The organism is Halobacillus campisalis (assembly GCF_030345335.1).
In the GTDB taxonomy this organism is placed as follows: Bacteria; Bacillota; Bacilli; order Bacillales; family Halobacillaceae; genus Halobacillus_A; species Halobacillus_A campisalis.
Window position 1 is genome coordinate 71,214 of the sequence record NZ_JAPVRC010000001.1, and the last position, 21,602, is coordinate 92,815.

22 protein-coding genes are annotated in these 21,602 nt (G+C 41.6%); 20 read left to right on the forward strand and 2 right to left on the reverse strand.

Translation table 11 applies throughout. The features are described from left to right. Positions 1–166: 166 nt before the first annotated feature. Both O2Q26_RS00325 and O2Q26_RS00330 read left to right on the forward strand, forming a co-directional pair. The gene (locus O2Q26_RS00325) at positions 167–529 is read left to right on the forward strand and encodes an Asp23/Gls24 family envelope stress response protein (RefSeq protein ID WP_253935133.1); all 363 of its coding nucleotides are present in this window, start codon (positions 167–169) and stop codon (positions 527–529) included. Positions 530–561: 32 nt separating this feature from the next. Next, the gene (locus tag O2Q26_RS00330; protein ID WP_289214073.1) at positions 562–2,223 is read left to right on the forward strand and encodes a DAK2 domain-containing protein; all 1,662 of its coding nucleotides are present in this window, start codon (positions 562–564) and stop codon (positions 2,221–2,223) included. 172 nt (positions 2,224–2,395) lie between these two features. Here O2Q26_RS00330 and O2Q26_RS00335 read toward each other — a convergent pair whose 3' ends face one another. After that, on the reverse strand, positions 2,396–3,664 hold the full coding sequence (locus O2Q26_RS00335; RefSeq protein WP_289214074.1) for an NCS2 family permease: 1,269 nt from the start codon (positions 3,662–3,664) through the stop codon (positions 2,396–2,398). Between the two features lie 205 nt (positions 3,665–3,869). Here O2Q26_RS00335 and sdaAB point away from each other — a divergent pair, with 205 nt between their 5' ends. The 9 genes from sdaAB to rnc all read left to right on the forward strand — a co-directional run bounded on the left by sdaAB (position 3,870) and on the right by rnc (position 11,937). Beyond that, the gene (gene sdaAB, locus O2Q26_RS00340) at positions 3,870–4,532 is read left to right on the forward strand and encodes an L-serine ammonia-lyase, iron-sulfur-dependent subunit beta (protein ID WP_289214075.1); all 663 of its coding nucleotides are present in this window, start codon (positions 3,870–3,872) and stop codon (positions 4,530–4,532) included. A gap of 21 nt (positions 4,533–4,553) precedes the next feature. Beyond that, a complete protein-coding gene (gene sdaAA, locus O2Q26_RS00345; protein WP_289214076.1) occupies positions 4,554–5,435 on the forward strand; it encodes an L-serine ammonia-lyase, iron-sulfur-dependent, subunit alpha in 882 nt (293 codons plus the stop codon). Next, a complete protein-coding gene (recG, locus tag O2Q26_RS00350) occupies positions 5,435–7,480 on the forward strand; it encodes an ATP-dependent DNA helicase RecG (protein ID WP_289214077.1) in 2,046 nt (681 codons plus the stop codon). Before sdaAA ends, recG begins: the two co-directional genes overlap by 1 nt. Positions 7,481–7,614: 134 nt before the next feature. Next, the gene (gene fapR, locus O2Q26_RS00355; protein ID WP_289214078.1) at positions 7,615–8,196 is read left to right on the forward strand and encodes a transcription factor FapR; all 582 of its coding nucleotides are present in this window, start codon (positions 7,615–7,617) and stop codon (positions 8,194–8,196) included. After that, complete coding sequence (gene plsX, locus O2Q26_RS00360; RefSeq protein ID WP_289214079.1) at positions 8,193–9,200, forward strand: phosphate acyltransferase PlsX; 1,008 nt, start codon at positions 8,193–8,195, stop codon at positions 9,198–9,200. Before fapR ends, plsX begins: the two co-directional genes overlap by 4 nt. Further along, on the forward strand, positions 9,197–10,138 hold the full coding sequence (fabD, locus tag O2Q26_RS00365; protein ID WP_289214080.1) for an ACP S-malonyltransferase: 942 nt from the start codon (positions 9,197–9,199) through the stop codon (positions 10,136–10,138). Before plsX ends, fabD begins: the two co-directional genes overlap by 4 nt. Continuing rightward, positions 10,138–10,878, forward strand: a complete 741-nt coding sequence (fabG, locus tag O2Q26_RS00370; RefSeq protein WP_289214081.1) for a 3-oxoacyl-[acyl-carrier-protein] reductase — start codon at positions 10,138–10,140, stop codon at positions 10,876–10,878. The genes fabD and fabG overlap by 1 nt, the downstream gene beginning before the upstream one ends. Positions 10,879–10,938: 60 nt before the next feature. After that, a complete protein-coding gene (gene acpP / locus O2Q26_RS00375) occupies positions 10,939–11,172 on the forward strand; it encodes an acyl carrier protein (RefSeq protein ID WP_253935143.1) in 234 nt (77 codons plus the stop codon). Between the two features lie 75 nt (positions 11,173–11,247). Further along, a complete protein-coding gene (gene rnc / locus O2Q26_RS00380) occupies positions 11,248–11,937 on the forward strand; it encodes a ribonuclease III (RefSeq protein WP_289214082.1) in 690 nt (229 codons plus the stop codon). A 52-nt stretch (positions 11,938–11,989) separates the two neighbouring features. Here the strand turns inward: rnc and O2Q26_RS00385 are convergent, their stop codons facing one another. Next, on the reverse strand, positions 11,990–12,211 hold the full coding sequence (locus tag O2Q26_RS00385; RefSeq protein WP_289214083.1) for a DUF1128 domain-containing protein: 222 nt from the start codon (positions 12,209–12,211) through the stop codon (positions 11,990–11,992). 236 nt (positions 12,212–12,447) lie between these two features. On the opposite strand from O2Q26_RS00385, the gene smc reads away from it, so the two are divergent. From smc to trmD, 9 genes are all read left to right on the forward strand, one after another. Then, a complete protein-coding gene (gene smc, locus O2Q26_RS00390) occupies positions 12,448–16,014 on the forward strand; it encodes a chromosome segregation protein SMC (protein WP_289214084.1) in 3,567 nt (1,188 codons plus the stop codon). A 301-nt stretch (positions 16,015–16,315) separates the two neighbouring features. Continuing rightward, positions 16,316–17,314, forward strand: coding sequence for a signal recognition particle-docking protein FtsY (gene ftsY / locus O2Q26_RS00395; protein ID WP_390216580.1), 999 nt, complete (start codon positions 16,316–16,318; stop codon positions 17,312–17,314). Between the two features lie 68 nt (positions 17,315–17,382). Beyond that, positions 17,383–17,712 carry a putative DNA-binding protein gene (locus tag O2Q26_RS00400; protein ID WP_289214086.1) on the forward strand — a complete coding sequence of 110 codons (330 nt, stop codon included), beginning with the start codon at positions 17,383–17,385 and terminating at the stop codon, positions 17,710–17,712. Between the two features lie 13 nt (positions 17,713–17,725). Then, positions 17,726–19,066, forward strand: coding sequence for a signal recognition particle protein (ffh, locus tag O2Q26_RS00405; RefSeq protein WP_289214087.1), 1,341 nt, complete (start codon positions 17,726–17,728; stop codon positions 19,064–19,066). Positions 19,067–19,153: 87 nt separating this feature from the next. After that, a complete protein-coding gene (gene rpsP, locus O2Q26_RS00410; RefSeq protein WP_253935150.1) occupies positions 19,154–19,426 on the forward strand; it encodes a 30S ribosomal protein S16 in 273 nt (90 codons plus the stop codon). Between the two features lie 14 nt (positions 19,427–19,440). Further along, positions 19,441–19,668, forward strand: a complete 228-nt coding sequence (locus tag O2Q26_RS00415) for a KH domain-containing protein (protein WP_253935151.1) — start codon at positions 19,441–19,443, stop codon at positions 19,666–19,668. A 232-nt stretch (positions 19,669–19,900) separates the two neighbouring features. Continuing rightward, a complete protein-coding gene (locus tag O2Q26_RS00420; RefSeq protein WP_289214088.1) occupies positions 19,901–20,287 on the forward strand; it encodes a YlqD family protein in 387 nt (128 codons plus the stop codon). Positions 20,288–20,294: 7 nt separating this feature from the next. Beyond that, a complete protein-coding gene (gene rimM, locus O2Q26_RS00425; protein ID WP_289214089.1) occupies positions 20,295–20,810 on the forward strand; it encodes a ribosome maturation factor RimM in 516 nt (171 codons plus the stop codon). Further along, a complete protein-coding gene (gene trmD, locus O2Q26_RS00430; RefSeq protein WP_253935154.1) occupies positions 20,810–21,535 on the forward strand; it encodes a tRNA (guanosine(37)-N1)-methyltransferase TrmD in 726 nt (241 codons plus the stop codon). The genes rimM and trmD overlap by 1 nt, the downstream gene beginning before the upstream one ends. The last annotated feature ends 67 nt before the right edge of the window (positions 21,536–21,602 follow it).

The window sequence follows — 21,602 nt, forward strand, 5'->3', positions numbered from 1 at the left end:
AGCGTTCAATTGCAATAAACACCTATCAATAATATCAAGAATTTTCTCTTGACAGATAAGAGGAATTGATACAAAGTATATGAAGGGTTTCTGTGTCAGCGGAAAGCTCTGATTATTCTATGTTATAATAAATTCACGAATAAGACGAGTTTAAAGGAGGATTCTTATGTCTATTGATCTTCAAAATAAATATGGTCATATTACAATTAACAATGATGTTATTTCCACCATAGCCGGCGGGGCAGCTGTCGAATGTTATGGTATAGTAGGAATGGCTTCTAAGAATCAACTTCGTGATGGCTTAGCAGAAATGCTGAGACGTGAAAACTTCTCAAAAGGTGTAGTCGTTCGACAAGAAGAGGAACTTCTGCACATAGATATGTATATCATTGTAAGTTATGGCACAAAAATCTCTGAAGTGGCGCATAACGTGCAATCCCAGGTGAAATATACATTGAACAAAAATGTCGGGTTATCCGTTAACTCCGTGAATATCTTTATTCAAGGTGTGCGAGTAACGAACGAATAGAGCCCGTTATGCAGTCAAAGGAGGAAAATAGAGTGACGTTAAGTAATGTAAACGGTTCAAAATTAGCTGAGATGGTGTTACAAGGCGCCCATCATTTAAAAAATAATTCTCAAATGATCGATGCCTTGAATGTTTTTCCCGTCCCTGATGGAGACACCGGTACAAATATGAATTTATCTATGACTTCAGGCGCAGAAGAAGTCAAAAAGATAAGCGAGGATCATGCAGGCGTTGTGGCACAGGCCCTCGCTAAAGGTCTGCTTATGGGGGCTCGTGGTAACTCCGGAGTCATCTTATCTCAATTGTTCCGAGGTTTCTCAAAAGCAATCGAAGATAAACAAGTCTTGACTACTAAAGATTTAGCTCAAGCCTTTCAGGGTGGTGTAAATACTGCTTATAAAGCTGTAATGAAGCCTGTAGAAGGTACTATTTTGACGGTAGCCCGCGAGTCTGCTGAAGAAGCAGTGCAAATCGCTGAGCGAGAAGAAGATGTAGTGGCCTTTATGGAAGGCGTTACAAAAGCTGCACATGATTCATTAAAAAGGACTCCGGATTTGCTTCCCGTCTTAAAAGAGGTGGGCGTAGTGGACAGCGGTGGTCAAGGTCTCCTTACCATTTATGAAGGATTTTTGGCCAACTTAAAAGGGGAAAAAGCCCCTGAAGCCGCCTCGCATGTTTCCATGGATGATATGGTTAATGCGGAACACCATAAGTCTGCTCAGGATTTTATGAACACTGAAGATATTGAGTTTGGGTACTGCACGGAATTTATGGTTAAATTTGAGGAAGATAAATTAAAGGAAAACCCTTATGATGAGGAAAGCTTTCGTGAAGAATTAAGTAATCACGGGGATTCGCTGCTCGTCGTATCAGACGAAGATTTAATTAAAGTCCATATACATGCTGAATACCCGGGAGATACGATGACACTTGGACAAAGATATGGAAGCTTAATTAACATGAAGATTGAAAATATGAGAGAACAGCATACTTCAATCGTTGGTGACAAGAAAACGGAGAAGTCAAAAGAAAAATCGAACTATGGTATCGTAACGGTCGCGATGGGTGATGGAATAAAGAAATTGTTTGAGAGTCTTGGCGCCAATATCGTCATTCAAGGCGGTCAAACGATGAATCCAAGTACAAAGGATATTTCAGACGCCATCGTTCAAGCTCATGCTGAACAAGTTCTCATTCTGCCGAATAATAAAAACATTACAATGGCGGCTGAACAAGCTGCTGAATTAGCAGATGTAGACGTTAGAGTAGTCCCTTCAAAAACAATTCCTCAAGGAATAAGCGCCCTATTAGGGTTCAATCCTGAAGCGGCTCTATCTGAAAATGAAAAAGAAATGACCGACCTAATGAGCCAAGTGAAAAGCGGTCAGGTCACTTATGCTGTACGCGATACGCAGATAGATGGAATGACGATTGAAAAAGGTCATTTTATGGGGATTTTAGAAGGAGATATCACTTCTACTCAAAAAGACCAATTAGAGACGGCAAAAGAACTTTTAAAAGCTATGATAGATGAGGAAGAAGACGAAATCATTACTATTATCAGCGGCGAAGAAACTTCTCAAGAAGAACTGGATAAGCTTGAGGCTTTCTTGGAAGACCAATACGAGGATCTTGAAATTGAAATTCATAACGGTGGACAGCCTATCTACTCTTATATTTTTTCAGTGGAATAAATAATTTAAAAAAGCACTTCCTTTTGTTAAAAAGGAAGTGCTTTTTTGATTTCTAGAACCAAGCTTCAGCTTACAAGATCTAGCGGCTTAGCTATCAGAATACATGGCGTGATAAACGCAGGACATTTTCGTATTGCTAATGCGTATCCTCCAGATCTTCGCTTTCGCTTTTCTAGTGACCGATTGAGCGGATGATAAGTTCAACGAGAAAAACCATGGCAATTAATACGACTGGCGTTGATAGCTCTCGTTGTTTCCCTAACGCAAATTTAACGATTGGATAGGCGATGAAACCAAACGCCATACCGTCTGCAATCGAATACGTGAACGGAATCATTACAATGATTAGAAAAGCTGGCATGGCTTCAGATAAATTATCCAAAGGGATTTCTTTAATGTTTTGAACCATAAGAGCTCCAACTATAATTAAAATCGGGCTTATTGCCGTGGAAGGCACCATTGAAATCCAAGGAATCAATAAAATGGTCGAAAGAAAAAGGCCTGCCATCAAAAGACTAGCTCTCCCTGTTTTTCCACCTGAAGCAATAACGGCTGCGCTTTCAGCTGATGATACAGTGGGGGACGTACCGAAAAAGCCGCTGGTCAATGCAGTGAAAGCAGACGCTTGATAAGACTTTTTGAATTTACCCCGCTGCTCCAACATATCGAGCTGGCCATGGATCAGTCCCATATTTTCAAATATAAGGACAATGGCTAAAGGGAAGACAGCCATCCAAAAGCTGAATTCAGTGACTCCTTCAAAGGAAGGCAGGAAAACCCATTGTTGTTCTGTCACGTTAATGGACTGTCCTGGTACGTCCAAAAGTCCGGTGAAATGGGCTATGATTGTCCCCACGATCATCGTAATCAAAAAGTTGCCTGGTACATTTTTTGCGAATAAGAAGATAGCCACAAATAACGTAAGCAGACTAGTGATCACAAGAGCTGAGGAAGGATTCCCTAAGGCAATCAAAGAATGTTCTCCCTTTACGACAATTCCGCCTTTCTCAAGTCCGATCAGAGTAAGGAACATTCCGAGCCCGACGGTTATCGCTATTTTTAACGATTCTGGGATGGCTTGTTTAAGCCAATCACCTAGTTTGGTGAACGCCGTAATTAAAAAAAGAATCGCAGCGATAATGACGACCGCCAATCCTTCTTGAAATTCCATTCCTTTTCCTTCCACTATGGAATAAGCGAAAAGTGCGTTCACTCCCATTCCAGGAATCAGAACCATTGGAGCGTTCGCGTAAAGAGCCATGATCAAACAGCCAACGGCACTGGCAAGGATAGTTGCAATCATTCCGTTTTCCAACGGAAGACCTGCATCTTCTAGGATTTGACTATTGACGGCTACAATATATACAGTCGTAAAGTAGCCGATCAGCCCTGCAACTAGATCCTTGCGTAAGCTATGCTGAGAATTGTGCTGGTTAAGCATCGTATTCTCCTCTATGAAATTATCCCTCTCCCACCCGGTTATCCGATAACCCACAAGTCTTAATTCTACTCGGAATCGACCATATAATCAATACAGAAGATAAATATTGATATTAATTTAAAATAAATATGGTAAAATATAATCGGTAATAGAAGAATAAGAAAGCGGTTACGTTTTTGAACGCTTTCATGGGATGGTGATCTTAATGAAATATAGATCGGTTTTCGATATTATAGGTCCGGTCATGATTGGACCTTCAAGTTCACATACAGCTGGTGCGGCGCGGATAGGACGGGCGGCCAGACATTTATTCGGAAGAGAACCTAAGTATGCGCATGTCTATTTATATGGTTCATTTGCTGAAACATATAAAGGACACGGAACTGACGTCGCTATTATTGGCGGATTATTAGATTATGACACGGATGATACTAGGATCAGGTCTTCGCTTGAGACTGCGAGCAGCCGCGGCATTGACGTGAAGTTTTATGAAGAGGCTGCCCAGACGGACCACCCGAACACTGCTCGTATTGTTATAGGGGATGATGATAGAGAAATCGAGCTGGTCGGAATATCGATCGGCGGCGGAAAAGTAGAAATAACTGAGCTTGATGGATTTGAATTGAGACTGTCGGGAAGTCACCCGGCCATCCTGCTTATTCATAACGACCGTTATGGCGCCATAGCATCTGCGACAGCTATTTTAGCTAGTCATGAAATCAACATAGGACGAATGGAAGTGTCTCGAAAAGCTCAGGGTGAACAAGCATTAATGGTAATTGAAGTCGATCAAAACATTGAAGATTATGTATTAAATGAACTGGAACGAGCAGATCATATCACTCAAGTTGCTCGGATTTCCGATTAGATAGAAGAAAGGGGCGCGCTTATGTTTAAAAATGTAGCTGAATTAGTAGAGCTTGCAGAAAAAGGTAACATCCCCATCTCTGAAGTGATGATTCGCCAGGAAATGGAAGTCAAGCAAGTGACAAGAGAGCAAGTCTATACACAAATGGAGCGCAATTTAGATGTAATGGAAAAAGCTGTTGAAGATGGTTTAAAGGGTGTGAAATCGCACAGTGGACTTACAGGGGGAGACGCTGTGCTGATTCAAACATACATGAGAAATCATGAACCATTATCCGGCCACTTGTTAATGGATGCCGTCAGTAAAGCTGTTGCCACTAACGAAGTGAATGCCGCAATGGGAACTATATGCGCTACGCCTACAGCAGGCAGTGCAGGTTGTGTACCGGGAACACTCTTTGCTGTGAAAAACCAGTTGAATCCTACTCGGGATCAGATGGTCCGTTACTTGTTTACCTCAGGGGCTTTCGGGTTTGTTGTAGCGAATAATGCCTCCATTTCCGGTGCAGCAGGTGGTTGTCAAGCCGAGGTAGGATCTGCCGCAGCCATGGCTGCGGCGGCGATTGTAGAAATGGCGGGAGGTTCACCTTCTCAATCGGCTGAAGCTATGGCCATCACTTTAAAAAATATGCTCGGATTAATCTGCGATCCAGTGGCTGGATTGGTAGAAGTACCTTGTGTAAAGAGAAATGCGATGGGAGCTTCTAATGCGGTAGTTGCTGCCGATATGGCGCTTGCTGGAGTCACGAGCAGAATACCATGCGATGAGGTTATCGATGCGATGTATAAAGTAGGTCAAAGAATGCCTACTGACTTCAGGGAAACAGCTAAAGGCGGACTTGCAGCTACAGCGACGGGCAAGAAGCTCGAAGCACAAGTTTATGGGAATGTGCAGAAATCATAATGAATCAGCGATTGAAACTTCCGATCAGTCAAGTGACAGGTATTGGCGAAAAGCTTCAAGCTCACTTAAATGAGCTGGGGCTTTTTGATGTTGAAGATCTATTATTCTATTTCCCTCATCGCTATGATTCTTACGAAGTAAAGCCGTTAACTGAGTTAGAGCACCAAGAAAAAGCAACAATTGAAGGTCAACTTACCGCAGATCCTACGGTTCAATTTTACGGTAAAAAGAAATCCCGATTGACGATGATGCTTCAGGTCGGCCAATTTAGTGTGAAAGCAGTCATGTTCAATCGGCCATTTGCGAAGAAACAATTGAAGGCTGGTGATACGGTCACTGTCACTGGGAAGTGGGATCAGCATCGTCTGCAAATTACAGTCAGCCAATATAAAAAAGGGGAAGCCAAAAGCCAGGAACCCATTCAACCCGTCTATACCCTTAAAGAAAGCGTAACACTTGTAACTTTAAGAAAAGTGATTAAGGCTGCTCTGGAGGAATATATAACTGACGTGGAGGAGATCCTCCCCGAACATATGACCGTTTCCTACAAACTCCCTGGTCGACAGCAGGCTCTTCACCAAATGCATTATCCAGAGAGTCGTGTTTTACTAAAGCATGCCAAGCGCCGTTTTATATACGAGGAATTTTTGATTTTTCAGCTGAAGATGCAGCTGCTAAGAAAATTACAAAGAGAGTCAACGACTGGCAACGCTCAAAATTATGATAACGATCAATTGACGAATTTTGTACAAACGCTTCCCTTTGAGTTGACAGGAGCACAAAAAAGGTCGCTTGCAGAAATCTTGAAAGATATGAAGAACCCTTATCGGATGAATCGCTTGCTGCAAGGGGATGTAGGTTCAGGTAAAACCGCCGTAGCTGCTATCGCGTTGTATGCCTCGATTACAACAGGGAAACAGGCTGCGTTGATGGTACCGACAGAGATTCTTGCTGAACAGCACGCAGCTTCACTTAAAGAGCTTTTTGGTGATTTATTATCTATCGTGTTATTAACCGGTTCTGTCAAAGGTAAAAAAAGAAAAGAAATGCTCGAGCAGATTAAAAATAACCAAGTCGATTTGATTATAGGGACCCACGCGCTCATTCAGGATGAAGTCGATTTCAATAATCTCGGTTTTGTCATTGTTGATGAACAGCACAGGTTCGGTGTGAATCAAAGAAGAACCTTACGAGATAAAGGGCTGAATCCTGATGTGTTATTCATGACCGCAACACCTATTCCTCGGACATTGGCTATTACTGCGTTCGGAGATATGGATGTGTCGGTCATTGATGAAATGCCTGCGGGACGAAAACCTGTAGATACGTACTGGGTAAAAGGCCAAATTACAGATAAAGTTCTCAGTTTCATCCAAAAAGAAATCAATCTTGGCCACCAGGCTTATGTCATTTGTCCTTTAATCGAAGAATCAGACGAACTCGACATTCAAAATGCGATCGATCTTTATCATCAACTGGCTCAAGTTTATAAACCTAAGGTCCACGTTGGTCTTATGCATGGACGTTTGTCCAATGAAGAAAAAGAAGAAGTGATGCAGAAATACGCTGCCAACGAAATACAAATCCTCGTCTCGACGACAGTTGTAGAAGTCGGTGTCAACGTCCCTAATGCTACCGTCATGCTCATCCATGATGCTGAACGGTTCGGGCTTTCTCAACTTCATCAATTAAGAGGTCGTGTCGGGAGAGGACAGCATCAAAGCTATTGTATTCTACTTGCTGACCCGAAAAATGATGTAGGAAAAGAACGAATGAGAATTATGACCGAAACGACGGATGGTTTTGAACTATCTGAACAGGATTTGAAATTGCGTGGCCCAGGAGATTTTTTCGGGAGAAAGCAAAGTGGTATGCCTGAATTCAAAGTAGGGGATATGGTCCACGATTACCGGGCCTTAGAAACTGCCAGACAGGATGCTGCAGACATTATTTCTAATAATGCGCTTGAGACAGATGATCGATATAAGAGCTTGAAAGAAATCATAGAACAAGATGAGCACATTTTAGGGAAAGTACTTGATTGACACAAGCCTGCTCAGTCAGCAGGCTTGCTTACTTTTCTACTGGACTCTTTTCTTGCGTAATTGATAAAGGTATTATATATTACTGTTAGTACCTAGTCTTAATTCGTGTGGACAGAGGATCGGTGGGAAGATAAATGAAGCTATCTAAACAAGCTAGACAACATGAGCTGAAAAACACCATTGAAGATACACCTTTTATAAGAGATGAAGAACTGGCCCGGAGGTTTGGGGTTAGCATCCAAACGATTCGGCTGGACCGCATGGAACTATCTATTCCTGAACTTAGGGAGCGTATCAAATCCGTTGCGACGCAAGAATGGAACGAAACGGTCAAAGCGCTGCCCATAGAAGAAGTCATAGGTGAAGTCGTTGATTTGGAGCTTGATGTTCGAGCGATTTCAATATTAGATATAAAACCTGAACATGTATTTTCAAGAAATAATATTGCGAGAGGTCATCACTTGTTTGCTCAGGCCAACTCCTTAGCTGTAGCTGTTATTAATGAGGATTTAGCCTTGACGGCTGGTTCGACTATCCGATTCACCCGTCCAGTCAAGTTGGGAGAGCGTGTCATAGCCAAAGCACGGGTGAAAGGTGATGACAGCAAAGGGAGAACAATCGTTGACGTTCACAGTTATGTGGACAACGATGAAGTATTTGCGGGTTCGTTTGAAATGTTCCGGGAAAATGAACCAAAGGAGGTGGGAGAGAAATGAAATTAGCCATTGATGCTATGGGAGGAGATCATGCTCCTGAAGCAATCGTTAAAGGTGCCTTACTCGCTGTGTCTTCCATAAAAGATCTTGAAATCACACTCGTGGGAGATGAAGAAAAGATCTCTCCTTTCTTAAATGATAACTCCGCTAAAATAAACGTTTTACATACAACGGAAGTCATCACTGCGGATGATGAGCCCGTGCGTGCTGTGCGAAAGAAAAAACAGGCGTCGATGGTACTCATGGCCAAAGAAGTGAAAGATGGAAGGGCAGATGGATGTATATCTGCTGGCAATACGGGGGCTTTAATGAGCGCAGGGTTATTTGGAGTCGGCCGTTTAGATGGCGTGGAGCGGCCAGCATTAAGTCCTACTCTGCCGACAGAAGACGGCAGAGGCTTTTTAATGCTTGATGTAGGCGCTAATGTAGACGCAAAACCTAGTCATTTGCTGCAATATGCTATTATAGGATCGATATATTGTGAAAAGGTAAGAGGAATTACTTCCCCGAGGGTAGGTCTTTTAAATGTAGGGACGGAAGACGGAAAAGGCAGCGAGCTTACGAAGAAGGCTTTTGAATTGATGAATGACGCTCCTATACAATTTATTGGCAATGTAGAGTCTCGCGATTTACTAAACGGTGTTGCAGATGTCGTCGTCACCGATGGTTTTACAGGGAACATCGCCCTAAAAACTATAGAAGGCACAGCCATGACGATGTTTTCTATGATAAAATCAACGTTCATGTCGAATTTGAAAACAAAGTTGGCTGCAGTTTTAGTGAAAAATGATCTTAAAGGCCTAAAAAGTAAATTAGATTATTCTGAGTATGGTGGCGCAGGGTTATTCGGGCTGTCAGCACCGGTGATCAAAGCTCACGGATCCTCAAACGAACGAGCGATTCACAGTGCGATCAAACAAGCGTGCCATATGATAGAAAAAGATGTCACTTCAACGATTCAAAGTACATTAAATGAAATGAAAAACGAAGGAGGAGAATCATGAAGAGAGTAGCGTTTATTTTTCCAGGACAAGGCTCTCAGGCTGTCGGAATGGGACATGAGATGTATGAAGCGTATCCTGTCGTTAAAGAATTATTTGACAAAGCCGATCAGACTCTTGGATACTCATTAACGTCCCTGATGTTTGAAGGACCTGCAGAAGAGCTTACAAAAACTGAAAATGCCCAGCCTGCTTTATTGTTGAACAGCGCGGCACTTACTGAGGTTTTAAAAAATGAAGGCATTAAACCTGAGATGACTGCAGGACACAGTCTGGGAGAGTATAGCGCACTAGTGGCAGCGGAAGCGCTTCATCTGAATGATGGGCTTCACCTTGTGCACCATCGAGGTAAACTCATGGAAGAAGCAGTACCTCACGGGCAGGGCGCTATGGCAGCAGTACTAGGGCTGTCGAAAGAGGAGATTGAAAAAGTTTTACAAAAATGTGATGAGAACGAGCCTGTAGACTTAGCTAATATTAACTGTCCAGGGCAAATTGTCATCTCGGGAACTGCCCGAGGTGTTGAACAAGCTTCCAAGGATTTGAAAGAAGCTGGGGCAAAAAGGGTTATGCCTTTGAATGTCAGCGGCCCATTCCATTCGCGTCTCATGAAACCGGCAAGTGAAAAATTCAATGGTTACTTGAAGGAAGTCGTAATAAACCCTGCTGACTGCCCGGTGTATGCGAATGTAACAGCTGAACCGGTAAAAGACGCAGCACATATTGAACAGCTGTTAATTGAACAACTATATTCGCCTGTTAGGTTTCAGGAAATTCTAGAAGAGTTTGTACAAGCTGATTTAGATGCAATCGTCGAAGTCGGACATGGGAAAGTATTGAGCGGACTCGTGAAAAAAGTGGACAGACGAACAAAGACCTTTTCGGTGCAAGATCCGAAAACACTTAACAGCTTCATACAATGGTTCAAGGAGGGTTCTTAATGTTGAACGAAAATGTCGCGCTTGTGACTGGTGCTTCAAGGGGAATCGGCAGAGCGATCGCTTTAGAATTAGCAGCACAGGGAGCGAAAGTCGCTGTGAATTACGCAGGCAGTGAGGATAAAGCAGAAGCCGTAGTTCAGGAAATCAAAGAAAGTGGCGGCGAGGCTATTAAAATCCAGGCCAATGTCTCAAATTCAGGCGAAGTGAAAGATATGGTAAAAGAAGTTGTTGAAACATTTGGTAAACTTGATATTCTAGTTAATAATGCTGGAATCACCCGCGATAATTTATTGATGAGAATGAAAGAAGAAGAGTTTGACGATGTCATTGATACGAACTTAAAAGGTGTGTTTGTCTGTACGAAAGGTGTAACCCGTCAGATGATGAAGCAGAAGTTCGGACGTATTATAAACATTTCATCAATTGTGGGAGTTTCAGGTAACCCAGGCCAAGCCAATTACGTAGCTGCTAAAGCAGGAGTGATCGGTTTGACGAAATCCAACGCAAAAGAGCTTGCAGCGAGGAATATCACGGTGAATGCGGTCGCGCCAGGATATATTACAACGGATATGACCGATCAGTTGACCGAGGAACAGCGTGAGCAAATGCTTGCTATGATTCCTCTCGGGCGTCTTGGAGAGGGCGAGGATATTGCTCGTGTCGTTCGTTTTCTCGCTACTAAAGATGCAGATTATATTACCGGGCAGACCATTCACGTCGATGGCGGAATGGTAATGTAAAATTAATCTGGTTTTCCCTATTGAAATTTACTATAATTATTGAAGGGAGGTGAAGTTCCTATGGCAGATACATTTGAACGTGTAAAACAAATCATTGTCGATCGTCTTGATGCAGACGAATCAAAAGTAACAATGGAAGCTTCCTTCAAAGAAGACCTTGAAGCAGATTCTCTTGACGTTGTAGAATTAGTAATGGAGCTTGAGGACGAGTTTGATACGGAAATTTCTGACGAAGAAGCTGAAAAAATTAATACAGTTGGCGACGCTGTTAACTACATAAACAGCCAGTCGTAAACCTAGGATTGCTGTCTGTTATATACAGGCAGCCTTTCCTATATTGCAGATTAAAAGTAAAGGATTAGGTGAATTATGGAGGATTTTTCCAGTTTCCAAGAAAAAGTCAATATACATTTCAAAGACGTTTCGTTACTGGAACAAGCTTTTACCCATTCATCATATGTGAATGAGCATCGAAAGACAGATCGCGATGATAACGAACGCCTTGAATTCTTAGGTGACGCTGTTCTTGAATTGGGAGTATCTCAATACCTTTACCGCGAGTTTCCTAAAATGGCCGAAGGGGAATTGACAAAATTCCGTGCTTCCATCGTTTGTGAAGTATCCTTAGTGAAATTTGCGAACGATTTGAACTTCCAGGATTTAATTCTGCTTGGAAAAGGAGAAGAAATGACGGGAGGGCGCAATCGTCCAGCTTTATTAGCTGATGTATTCGAGGCATTTATCGGTGCGATCTATCTTGATAAAGGTTTTGATGAAGTGGTGCAATTTCTGCGGAAATATGTGTACCCTAAAATTAAAAGTGGTGCTTTTTCTCATGCGATGGATTTTAAAAGCCAGTTGCAGGAATACATTCAACGGGACAGAAACAGCAGGATTGAGTACGAGATTGTTGAAGAGAGAGGACCAGCCCATAGCCGGGAGTTTATTGCCCATGTAAGTGTGCAGCAGGCGACAGTCGGTATAGGGATTGGAAGAACTAAAAAAGAAGCAGAACAAAAAGCGGCTCAGCAGGCACTCATTAATCAAGGAGCTATATAAAAAGGACCGTATAGATGGTAAGGAAACATCTGTACGGTCCTTTTTGTTATGGCTATTTACGATAGGCTCCTAATTCTTGAACGAAAGCTTGAATTTCAGAAACGCTCAGTTGGCCTTTTGATTGAATAATATCGTGAAGAGATTTAATTTCACTATACTTGTCTAAGTCATAATCTTCCGGGTCCATAATGGATCGGTTCACGACTTGGAGACGATCAGCCATATCGCCGATGATGATACTCAAATTATCGCGCGTAGGTTCTTGTAGACTCACAGTTTACCTCCTCGAAAAAAACAATATATAAGTAGTAAAACTCCTATAGGCGCAAAGCCTTAAGTAGAAAAGAAGCTTTTCTTAATTACTTATGATAAATTATTTCCTGGCATTTTTAAACCTTTGTTTTAGGAATTGTAGTTAGTAAATAGCCCGATACCTACCGAAACCGCTTCTTTTATGATAAAATAGACAAGTTAAATTAGGAAGATTCGTAAATAAACAGGAGGATGAGTATGTTCCTCAAACGACTTGATACAGTAGGATTTAAATCATTCGCAGAGCGGATTACAGTAGATTTTGTGGAAGGTGTCACTTCAGTAGTTGGACCTAATGGCAGCGGAAAAAGTAATATCACGGACGCTATAAGGTGGGTGCTCGGAGAACAATCAGCACGCTCTTTGCGCGGAGCAAAAATGGAGGATATTATTTTTGCAGGCAGTGATACTAGAAAAGCTTTGAACATGGCTGAAGTCACCTTGACATTAAATAATGAAGAACAAACACTGCCTCTTGATTATCAAGAAGTTAGTGTAACGAGAAGAGTATTTCGATCAGGTGAAAGTGAATTTTATATAAATAATCAATCGTGCCGGTTAAAGGATATTGTTGACTTATTCATGGATTCTGGGCTGGGAAGGGAAGCCTTCTCGATCATTAGTCAGGGAAAAGTGGAAGAGATTCTAAGCTCTAAGGCAGAAGAACGCCGTTCAATATTTGAAGAGGCAGCCGGAGTACTTAAGTATAAACAACGTAAAAAGAAAGCAGAAAACAAGTTATTCGAAACTCAGGAAAACTTAAACCGTGTGGAAGATATTATTCACGAAATCGATGGACAGCTTGAGCCTTTGAAAGAGCAGGCCTCTGTAGCCAAAGATTATCTGGATAAGAAGAAAGAATTGAAACATATAGAGATTTCACTGCTTGTTACACAAATTGAATCGCTTCATAGTGAATGGGATGGATTATTAAACGAGCTTGAAGGCATTAAAGATCAAGAGTCCGAGCAGCGGGCTGTGATGCTTGAGAAAGAAGCTGATATTGAAAAGAAACGTGATCATATCACAGCGCTTGATGAATCATTGGAAGATTTACAGGAAACCTTGCTTTCCCTTACTCAAGAACTTGAAAGCTTAGAAGGAAAGAAAGAGCTTATGAAAGAACGCCATAAGCACTTTTCTGAAAATAAGTCAAAACTTGAATCGGAATATAAAGACCTTTCTTCTCAAGTTCAAGCGAAAAAGGAAACTGTTCAAAGAGAAAAAGAAAAGCTGGACGAATTCAAGCAGGAAAAACAAGTGGCTAAGTCAGAGATGAAGCAAACGACTGAAGCTCTTAATCAAGGAGCCGAAGATATAGAAGCTCAAGTTGAAGACTTTAAAAGCGATTACATCGATCTTCTGAACGAACAAGCAGCTAAGAGGAATGAAAAGCAATCGCTTGAACAGCAGCTTATACAAATCGATAACAAAAAAGGATTACAGCAGAATAAATTTCAAGAATTGGACAAAGAGCGGGTGAAACTTCAGCAGTCGATTACTCCTCTTACTGAAGAAATCAAACAGCACCAAAAGCAGCGGGGCGAGCTGGAGCAGGAATTAACATCTTTGCAAAATGACTTGAAGGAAAACGAAGCTTCCTACGATGAATGGCAGCAGAAGCTTTATCAAGGGTACCAGCACTTAGAAAAACTCCGCTCTAAAAAAGAAATGCTAGAGGAAATGAAGGAAGATTTTTCAGGCTATTACCATGGGGTAAGGGAAGTGCTAAAAGCTCGTGAGAACTCTAGCCTTCAAGGTATCGAAGGTGCAGTGCTTGAAGTGATAGACATCCCCTCAAACCTGCTCACTGCAATAGAAACAGCTTTAGGAGCTCAAGCTCAGCACGTGATAGTGAAAGATGAACAGGCGGGAAGAAATGCGATTCACTGGCTGAAGAAAAACAATAAAGGCAGAGCGACATTACTGCCTTTGACTACAATCCAGCCTAAATATATACATGGACAAGCGGCACAGACACTATCCAGTCTAAAAGGCCACGTAGGCATTGCCGCTGATTTAATACAATATGATGCGCTTTACAATCCAGCAATCAAGCATTTGCTGGGTCATATAGTAATTGCGGAAACACTGCAAGACGCAAACACTATTGCCGCTAAACTTAACAGGAAATTCCGTATTGTAACGCTGGATGGCGATGTTGTAAATCCGGGCGGCTCCATGTCTGGGGGAGCTCAGAAGAAGTCGAACCAATCCTTGTTTACACGCGAAAAAGAACTGCAGGAATTAACTGAAAAGATCACGACTTTCGACTCAAAGGCAAAAGGCGTCGAAACCAAGGTCCAAAATTTAAAACAAACGATCTCGGTTCAAACAAGTGAAGTACAAAAGCTTCACAACCAACTTGATCAAATTAAAAGTAAGGAATTCGAAAATCAATCTTATAAACGAGAGCTTCAAATCAAGTTGGACCATCTTAATGACCAACTGACTCTATATGACCAGGATCAATCCCAATTTAAAGAAGACAAACAGAAAATGGACGAGCGCTTGCGTTTCCTTGATGAAGGTCTCAATGAGTTGAACACAAAGCTCAAGGAAGTGCAGCTTAAAATCGACGAATTAAATGTTGCCAAAGAGCAGCAAAAAGAAGATGAAGCGAATTTAAGAGATCGTCACCAGCAGCTTCAGGTGAAGCTGGTGGAAAAAGAATCTGCTGTCAAAAACCAGCAGGAAAAATTCAGCCGGCTTCAATCTGAATTAAGAAAGCTGCAAGATTCTCTGAGTCAAACTCAGAAATCATATGACCAGCTTATTGAAGTAGTTGATTCCAATCAAACGGAAGAAGAAGTTACAGAAAACATTCAAATGGCCAAACATAGAAAAGAGAAAACAACGAGCCATATTCAAGACCGTCGAAAAGAAAGAAACAGCCTTTCTCAATTCGTTCATGACGAGGGACAGGTGTTGAAAGAGGTCAAACGCAGGCACCAAAACTATGTACAGGACATACAGCAAAAGGAAGTAAGGGCTAACAGGCTGGATGTAGAACTAGAGAATATGCTTCAATATTTGCAAACTGAATATACAACCACTTTTGAAAGAGCTCAAAGCGAGTATCCGCGAGTCGAAAACGTAGAACAGGCTTCCACTCAGGTTAAGTTGATTAAGCGCGGTATCGAAGAACTGGGTACGGTTAATTTAGGGTCCATTGATGAATATGACCGGATTGTTGAGCGTTATGATTTTCTGACGGGTCAGCAGTCGGATCTGATAGAAGCGAAAGAAACACTGTATTCTATAATTAACGAAATGGATCACGAAATGAAAAGGCGGTTTGAAGATACGTTTACTAAGATCAGAAGTGAATTCGGGTCTGTGTTCAAAGATTTGTTTGGCGGTGGACAAGCAGATTTGAAACTTACCAATCCGGAGGATATGTTAGAGACTGGAGTGGATATTGTGGCTCAGCCACCCGGCAAAAAGCTGCAGAACTTAAGCTTGCTATCAGGTGGTGAACGAGCGCTGACTGCTATTGCGCTCTTATTCTCGATATTGAGGGTTCGTCCAGTTCCTTTCTGTGTTCTCGATGAAGTGGAAGCTGCTTTGGACGAAGCGAATGTGGACCGTTTTGCACGGTTCTTAAAAGAATTCAGTCAGCAGACTCAATTCATTGTCATAACTCACCGAAAAGGGACAATGGAAGAATCTGATGTTTTATATGGAGTGACTATGCAGGAGTCAGGGGTTTCCAAACTCGTATCTGTGAGATTAGAAGAAACACCGAGTTTAATAGAGGCGTAGAAAGGAAGATTGGATGGGTTTTTTTAAGAAACTTAAAGAGAAATTTGTAATTGAACCAGAAGAAGTAAAAGAAGAGAAAGATCAGATAGATTCTGGAAAGGAAAAGGATGATGAAGAGCCCCTTGAAACCGACTTTGAAGAATTAGAAGGGGAAACTACTCGCGATGACGATTTTCATAGTGAATTAGAGGAATCTGAAATAGAAGACGAAGAAAGTGTAATTGAGGTTGAAGAACCCCTTGACCCTGAATTGTTATCAATGCCTGAAGACTACTTTAATGAACCTGAAGTTGAGGAAGAAATGCCTTCAGAAGATCTGGTTGAAGCAAAGAAGGAAGCCTCCATTGCAACGAAATTCAGAGATGGACTCGCTAAGACAAGAAATTCTTTTTCTACAAAAATCAATGATCTAGTTGCGCGTTATAGAACAGTGGACGAGGACTTCTTTGAGGAATTGGAAGAGGTATTGATTTCAGCGGATGTCGGCGTCAATGCGGTAATGGAAATAATCGAAGAGCTGGAAATGGAAGTGAAACGACGTAATATTAAGGATACTAAACATGTAAAGGAAGTCATTTCTGAGAAACTTGTTGAATTGTATTACGGTGACGATCAAGAGGACATTGAAGAGCTGAAAGTAAACGATGACAGTCTTACCGTTTATTTGTTCGTCGGCGTTAATGGGGTTGGGAAAACGACTACGATCGGAAAGCTTGCTCATCAACTTAAATCTGAAGGCAAGCAAGTGACACTTGCAGCGGGCGATACTTTCAGAGCGGGGGCTATTGATCAGCTGGATGAATGGGGCAAACGCGCCGGCGTTCACGTTGTCAAACATAGTGAAGGCAGTGACCCGGCAGCAGTTATTTTTGATGGTATAAAATCGGCGAAGTCTAAAGGCTCAGATATTTTGATTTGTGATACGGCCGGCCGACTGCAAAATAAGGTCAATCTTATGAATGAACTGTCCAAAGTCAAACGCGTCATTGAACGAGAAATCCCTGATGCCCCTCATGAAGTGCTTCTCGTACTGGATGCAACGACTGGACAAAACGCGATGAGCCAGGCGAAAACATTCGCAGAAGCTACTGATGTATCTGGCATCGTTCTCACGAAGCTTGATGGAACAGCTAAAGGCGGAATCGTCTTAGCAATACGAAATGAATTAAAAATTCCAGTGAAGCTCGTAGGACTTGGTGAAAAAGTGACTGACCTGGAGAGATTTGATGCCGATGCCTTTGTGTATGGTCTTTTCGCTGATATGATCGATGAAGAGGAATCTTCAGAACTGGAGTCTTGACACAGGCTGAACATCTCAGGTAGTATTTTAATGTAAAGGCAATTCACTTAACAAGGAGTGATGAGAACGTGCTTGAGAAAACGACACGAATCAATTATTTACTTGATTTCTATCAATCCTTACTCACTCCAAAGCAGCGCAACTATATGGAGCTCTATTATTTAGAGGATTATTCTTTAGGCGAGATTTCGGAGAACTTTGATGTTTCAAGGCAGGCTGTTTATGATAACATTAAACGGACAGAAGCCATGCTAGAAGAATATGAAAATAAGCTCCACTTGTATGATAAATTCGAAAAACGCCAGCAAGTTTTTCGTGAAATCGAGAAAACCTCAGACAAGCCAGTCGAGCAAAAGAGTATCCAGAAATGGCTTCAACAATTACAAGACTTAGAATAGGAGGGTTCCTTCGATGGCGTTTGAAGGTTTATCCGACCGTTTACAACAATCGATACAGAAGATCAAAGGAAAAGGAAAAGTATCTGAACAAGACGTAAAAGAAATGAGCCGGGAAGTAAGGCTTGCTCTTTTAGAAGCGGATGTTAATTTTAAAGTCGTAAAGGACTTTGTAAAAAAAATCCGAGAGCGTGCGGTAGGACAAGAAGTCATGGGGAGTTTAACTCCTGGACAGCAAGTTATTAAGATAGTTAAAGAAGAACTGACCTATTTAATGGGGGAAGAAGAAAGTAAAATCGCCGTAGCCAAACGTCCACCAACGGTCATCATGATGGTAGGACTTCAAGGTGCAGGTAAAACAACTACCACTGGGAAACTAGCTAATCTTTTACGTAAGAGTTACAATCGTAAGCCTTTACTTGCTGCAGCAGATATTTATCGACCTGCAGCTATTCAGCAATTAGAAACTCTTGGACGTCAATTGGATATGCCTGTTCACTCTCAAGGCACTGAAGCCGATCCAGTCGATATTGCTAAACAAGCAGTAGAGCAAGCTAAGGAAGAACATCACGACTATGTCATTATCGATACAGCCGGCCGTCTTCATGTCGATGGAGAATTAATGGGAGAATTACAGCGTATTAAAGAAGCTGTAGTCCCAGATGAAATCTTCCTTGTCGTGGATGCCATGACAGGTCAGGACGCCGTGAATGTTGCGGAAAGTTTTGATGATCAGCTCGATATAACCGGAGTTCTGTTGACTAAACTTGACGGCGATACGAGAGGCGGCGCAGCTTTATCAATTAAAGCAGTGACTGGTAAGCCAATTAAATTTGCTGGTATGGGCGAAAAGCTGGATCAGCTAGAGCCGTTTCACCCTGAAAGGATGGCTTCCCGGATTTTAGGTATGGGTGATATGCTGACGCTTATAGAAAAAGCTCAGACACAGGTGGATGAAAAGCAAGCGAAAGACATGGAGTCAAAGATGCGCAATGCCACCTTTACGTTCGAAGATTTTCTTGAGCAGATGGACCAAGTTAAAAACATGGGGCCTTTAGACGAGTTGATCAATATGATCCCAGGTGCTAATAAAATGAAGGGGCTGCAGAACGCATCTTTTGATGACAAACAGATTGTCCACGTCGAAGCGATTATTCAATCGATGACTAAAAAGGAACGTCAAGACCCTTCTCTTATGAACGCAAGCCGTAAGAAACGGATAGCTAAAGGTTCCGGCCGTTCCGTATCAGAAGTGAACAGGCTGCTTAAACAGTTTGAGGATATGAAAAAAATGATGAAACAGATGAGTAACACCAAAGGGAAAAAGGGTAAAGGAATGAAATTTCCTTTTATGTAATGTAAAAACCCTTTACACACATCGAAACATCTGCTAGAATCTAAACTTGTGTGAAACATTTATGAATTATAATGGAGGTTGTTAAATATGGCAGTTAAAATTCGCCTGAAGCGTATGGGGTCAAAACGTAACCCATTTTATCGTGTAGTAGTAGCTGATTCACGTGCACCTCGTGATGGACGTTTTATTGAACAAATTGGAACTTATAATCCTGTAGCTAACCCAGTACATGTTGATATCGATGCTGAAAAAGCTATGGATTGGATGTCTAATGGTGCTAAGCCAAGTGACACTGTTCGTAACCTGTTTTCAAACGAAGGAATCATGAAGCAATTCCACGACAAAAAAAACAATAAGTAAAGTAGTGTGATACCATGGAAGCCTTGATTCAAACAATCGTTACACCGCTTGTAGATCATCCAGAAGAGATCAAAGTTAACGTTAAGGAAGAAGATCATAAGATTGTTTATCACTTAACAGTTCACAACGAAGATGTTGGTAAGGTGATTGGAAAGAACGGTCGAATAGCAAAGGCTATTCGGACGGTAGTTTATGCAGCAGGCTCTGATTCAAAAAAAAGAATCTATTTGGATATCATGTGAAGAGAGAGGGAGAGGGCTAACCTTTCCCTTTTTTTTATAATCTATGTTACACCTTAATTTTTAAATAAGTTACGCAATAATTTGGCAGTATTGTAAAATACTCAGTTTTGTTTGTTCCGCTATTCCTTTATCATAGAATGAGGGGTATCATTAAAGAGTTTTTGTATAGACATCACAACAGAGACTGATCTGAGTCTGTTTTTAAATAAAATTAATATGAGGCAGGAATTCCATGCAAATTATCAAACGAATACCCGTCAAGCAGATCTTAACGGAAACGAGCAGACAAGCATTGAAGGATCGTTTTAATAAGAAGTATGAACAACTAGAGAATGAATGCCAGCAATTGATGTTTGAACAGAAGAAGGTAGAACGTAACAAAGAGTATAACTTAACGGAAATTCGTCAAAAATTTAATAAAGAAATCCATCTCCGTAAGGAAAGAATGAAGAGACTGCAATATCAGATGTCTCAGCTAGAGACATTGCAAGATGGCCAGGAATTAAAAGTTGACGAAGTAGAAACCGTTGTAAATATAGAAGAAGGCGATCATTACGATGAACTGTTAAAAGATCGTCAAATTGTAATTAAAGATGGAATTGTCATACGAGCGAGGTAGATTTAAAATGAATGATCCATTGTATAATGTAGGACAAATCATTAATACTCATGGTATTAAAGGGGAAGTGAAGGTTCGTCGTATCACAGATTTCGATGAGCGCTTCCGGCCCGGACAGCAGTTATATTGGGTGAGCGAGGACAAGCCGCTGGTAGAACTTGTAGTGAAAAGCCATAGGGTCCATAAAGGATTCGATTTGGTAACCTTCGAAGGTCATCATTCTATAAATGATGTAGAGGAATATCGTGATGGCTTTTTGAAAGTGTCTTCTAGTGTTCATGAGGAACTGGACGAACATGAGTTTTACTTTCATGAAATTATAGGTTCTACGGTTTATTTGACTTCAGGAGAAAAGCTTGGAGTAGTAAAAGAAATATTAACCCCGGGGGCTAATGATGTATGGGTCGTGCAGCGTGAAAGTGCTAAAGATCTTCTCATTCCTTATATAGAGGATGTTGTCAAAGATATTGACACTGAATCTAAAGAAGTTACGATCGATCCAATAGAAGGGCTGCTAGACTGATGCATATCGATATCCTGACGTTATTTCCTGAAATGTTTTCTGGGGTGATGGATGAGTCGATAATGAAGCGTGCCAAAGAAAAAGGTGCTTTCACTTACAACACAGTCAATTTCAGGGAGTACACAGACAATAAGCATCAAAAAGTGGATGATTACCCTTATGGCGGTGGAGCAGGACTGGTGTTAACGCCACAGCCAATTTTTGATGCAGTTGAGCAGACAAAGTCTAAGCAGCAATCAAACCCGAGAGTTGTGCTCATGTGCCCTCAAGGTGAGCCTTACTCCCAGAAAAAAGCTGAGGAGCTTTCAAAAGAAGATCATCTTATCTTTTTGTGCGGTCATTATGAAGGTTATGACGAGAGAGTTAGACAAGAGCTTGTAACTGATGAGATTTCTATTGGCGACTATGTATTAACAGGTGGCGAATTAGGAGCCATGGTAGTGATTGATTCAGTTGTCAGGTTATTGCCCGATGTATTAGGGAATGAGCAATCAGCACCACAAGACTCTTTCTCAAACGGATTGCTGGAGCATCCGCATTACACGAGGCCGCGGGAATTCAGAGGACATAAAGTCCCCGACGTACTTCTTTCTGGCAATCATGCCAAAATAGATGAATGGCGTCATTATCAGTCTCTAAAAAGAACATTCCTCAGGCGTCCTGATTTGCTTAGGGATCGGGAATTGACCTCTAAGGAAAGAAAGTGGCTGGACGATTGGAAATGATCTGCAACCTGTTGCAGAATTTAGCTTTCTATGGTATATTATCAGTTGTGCTCAAACGTACGGTTTG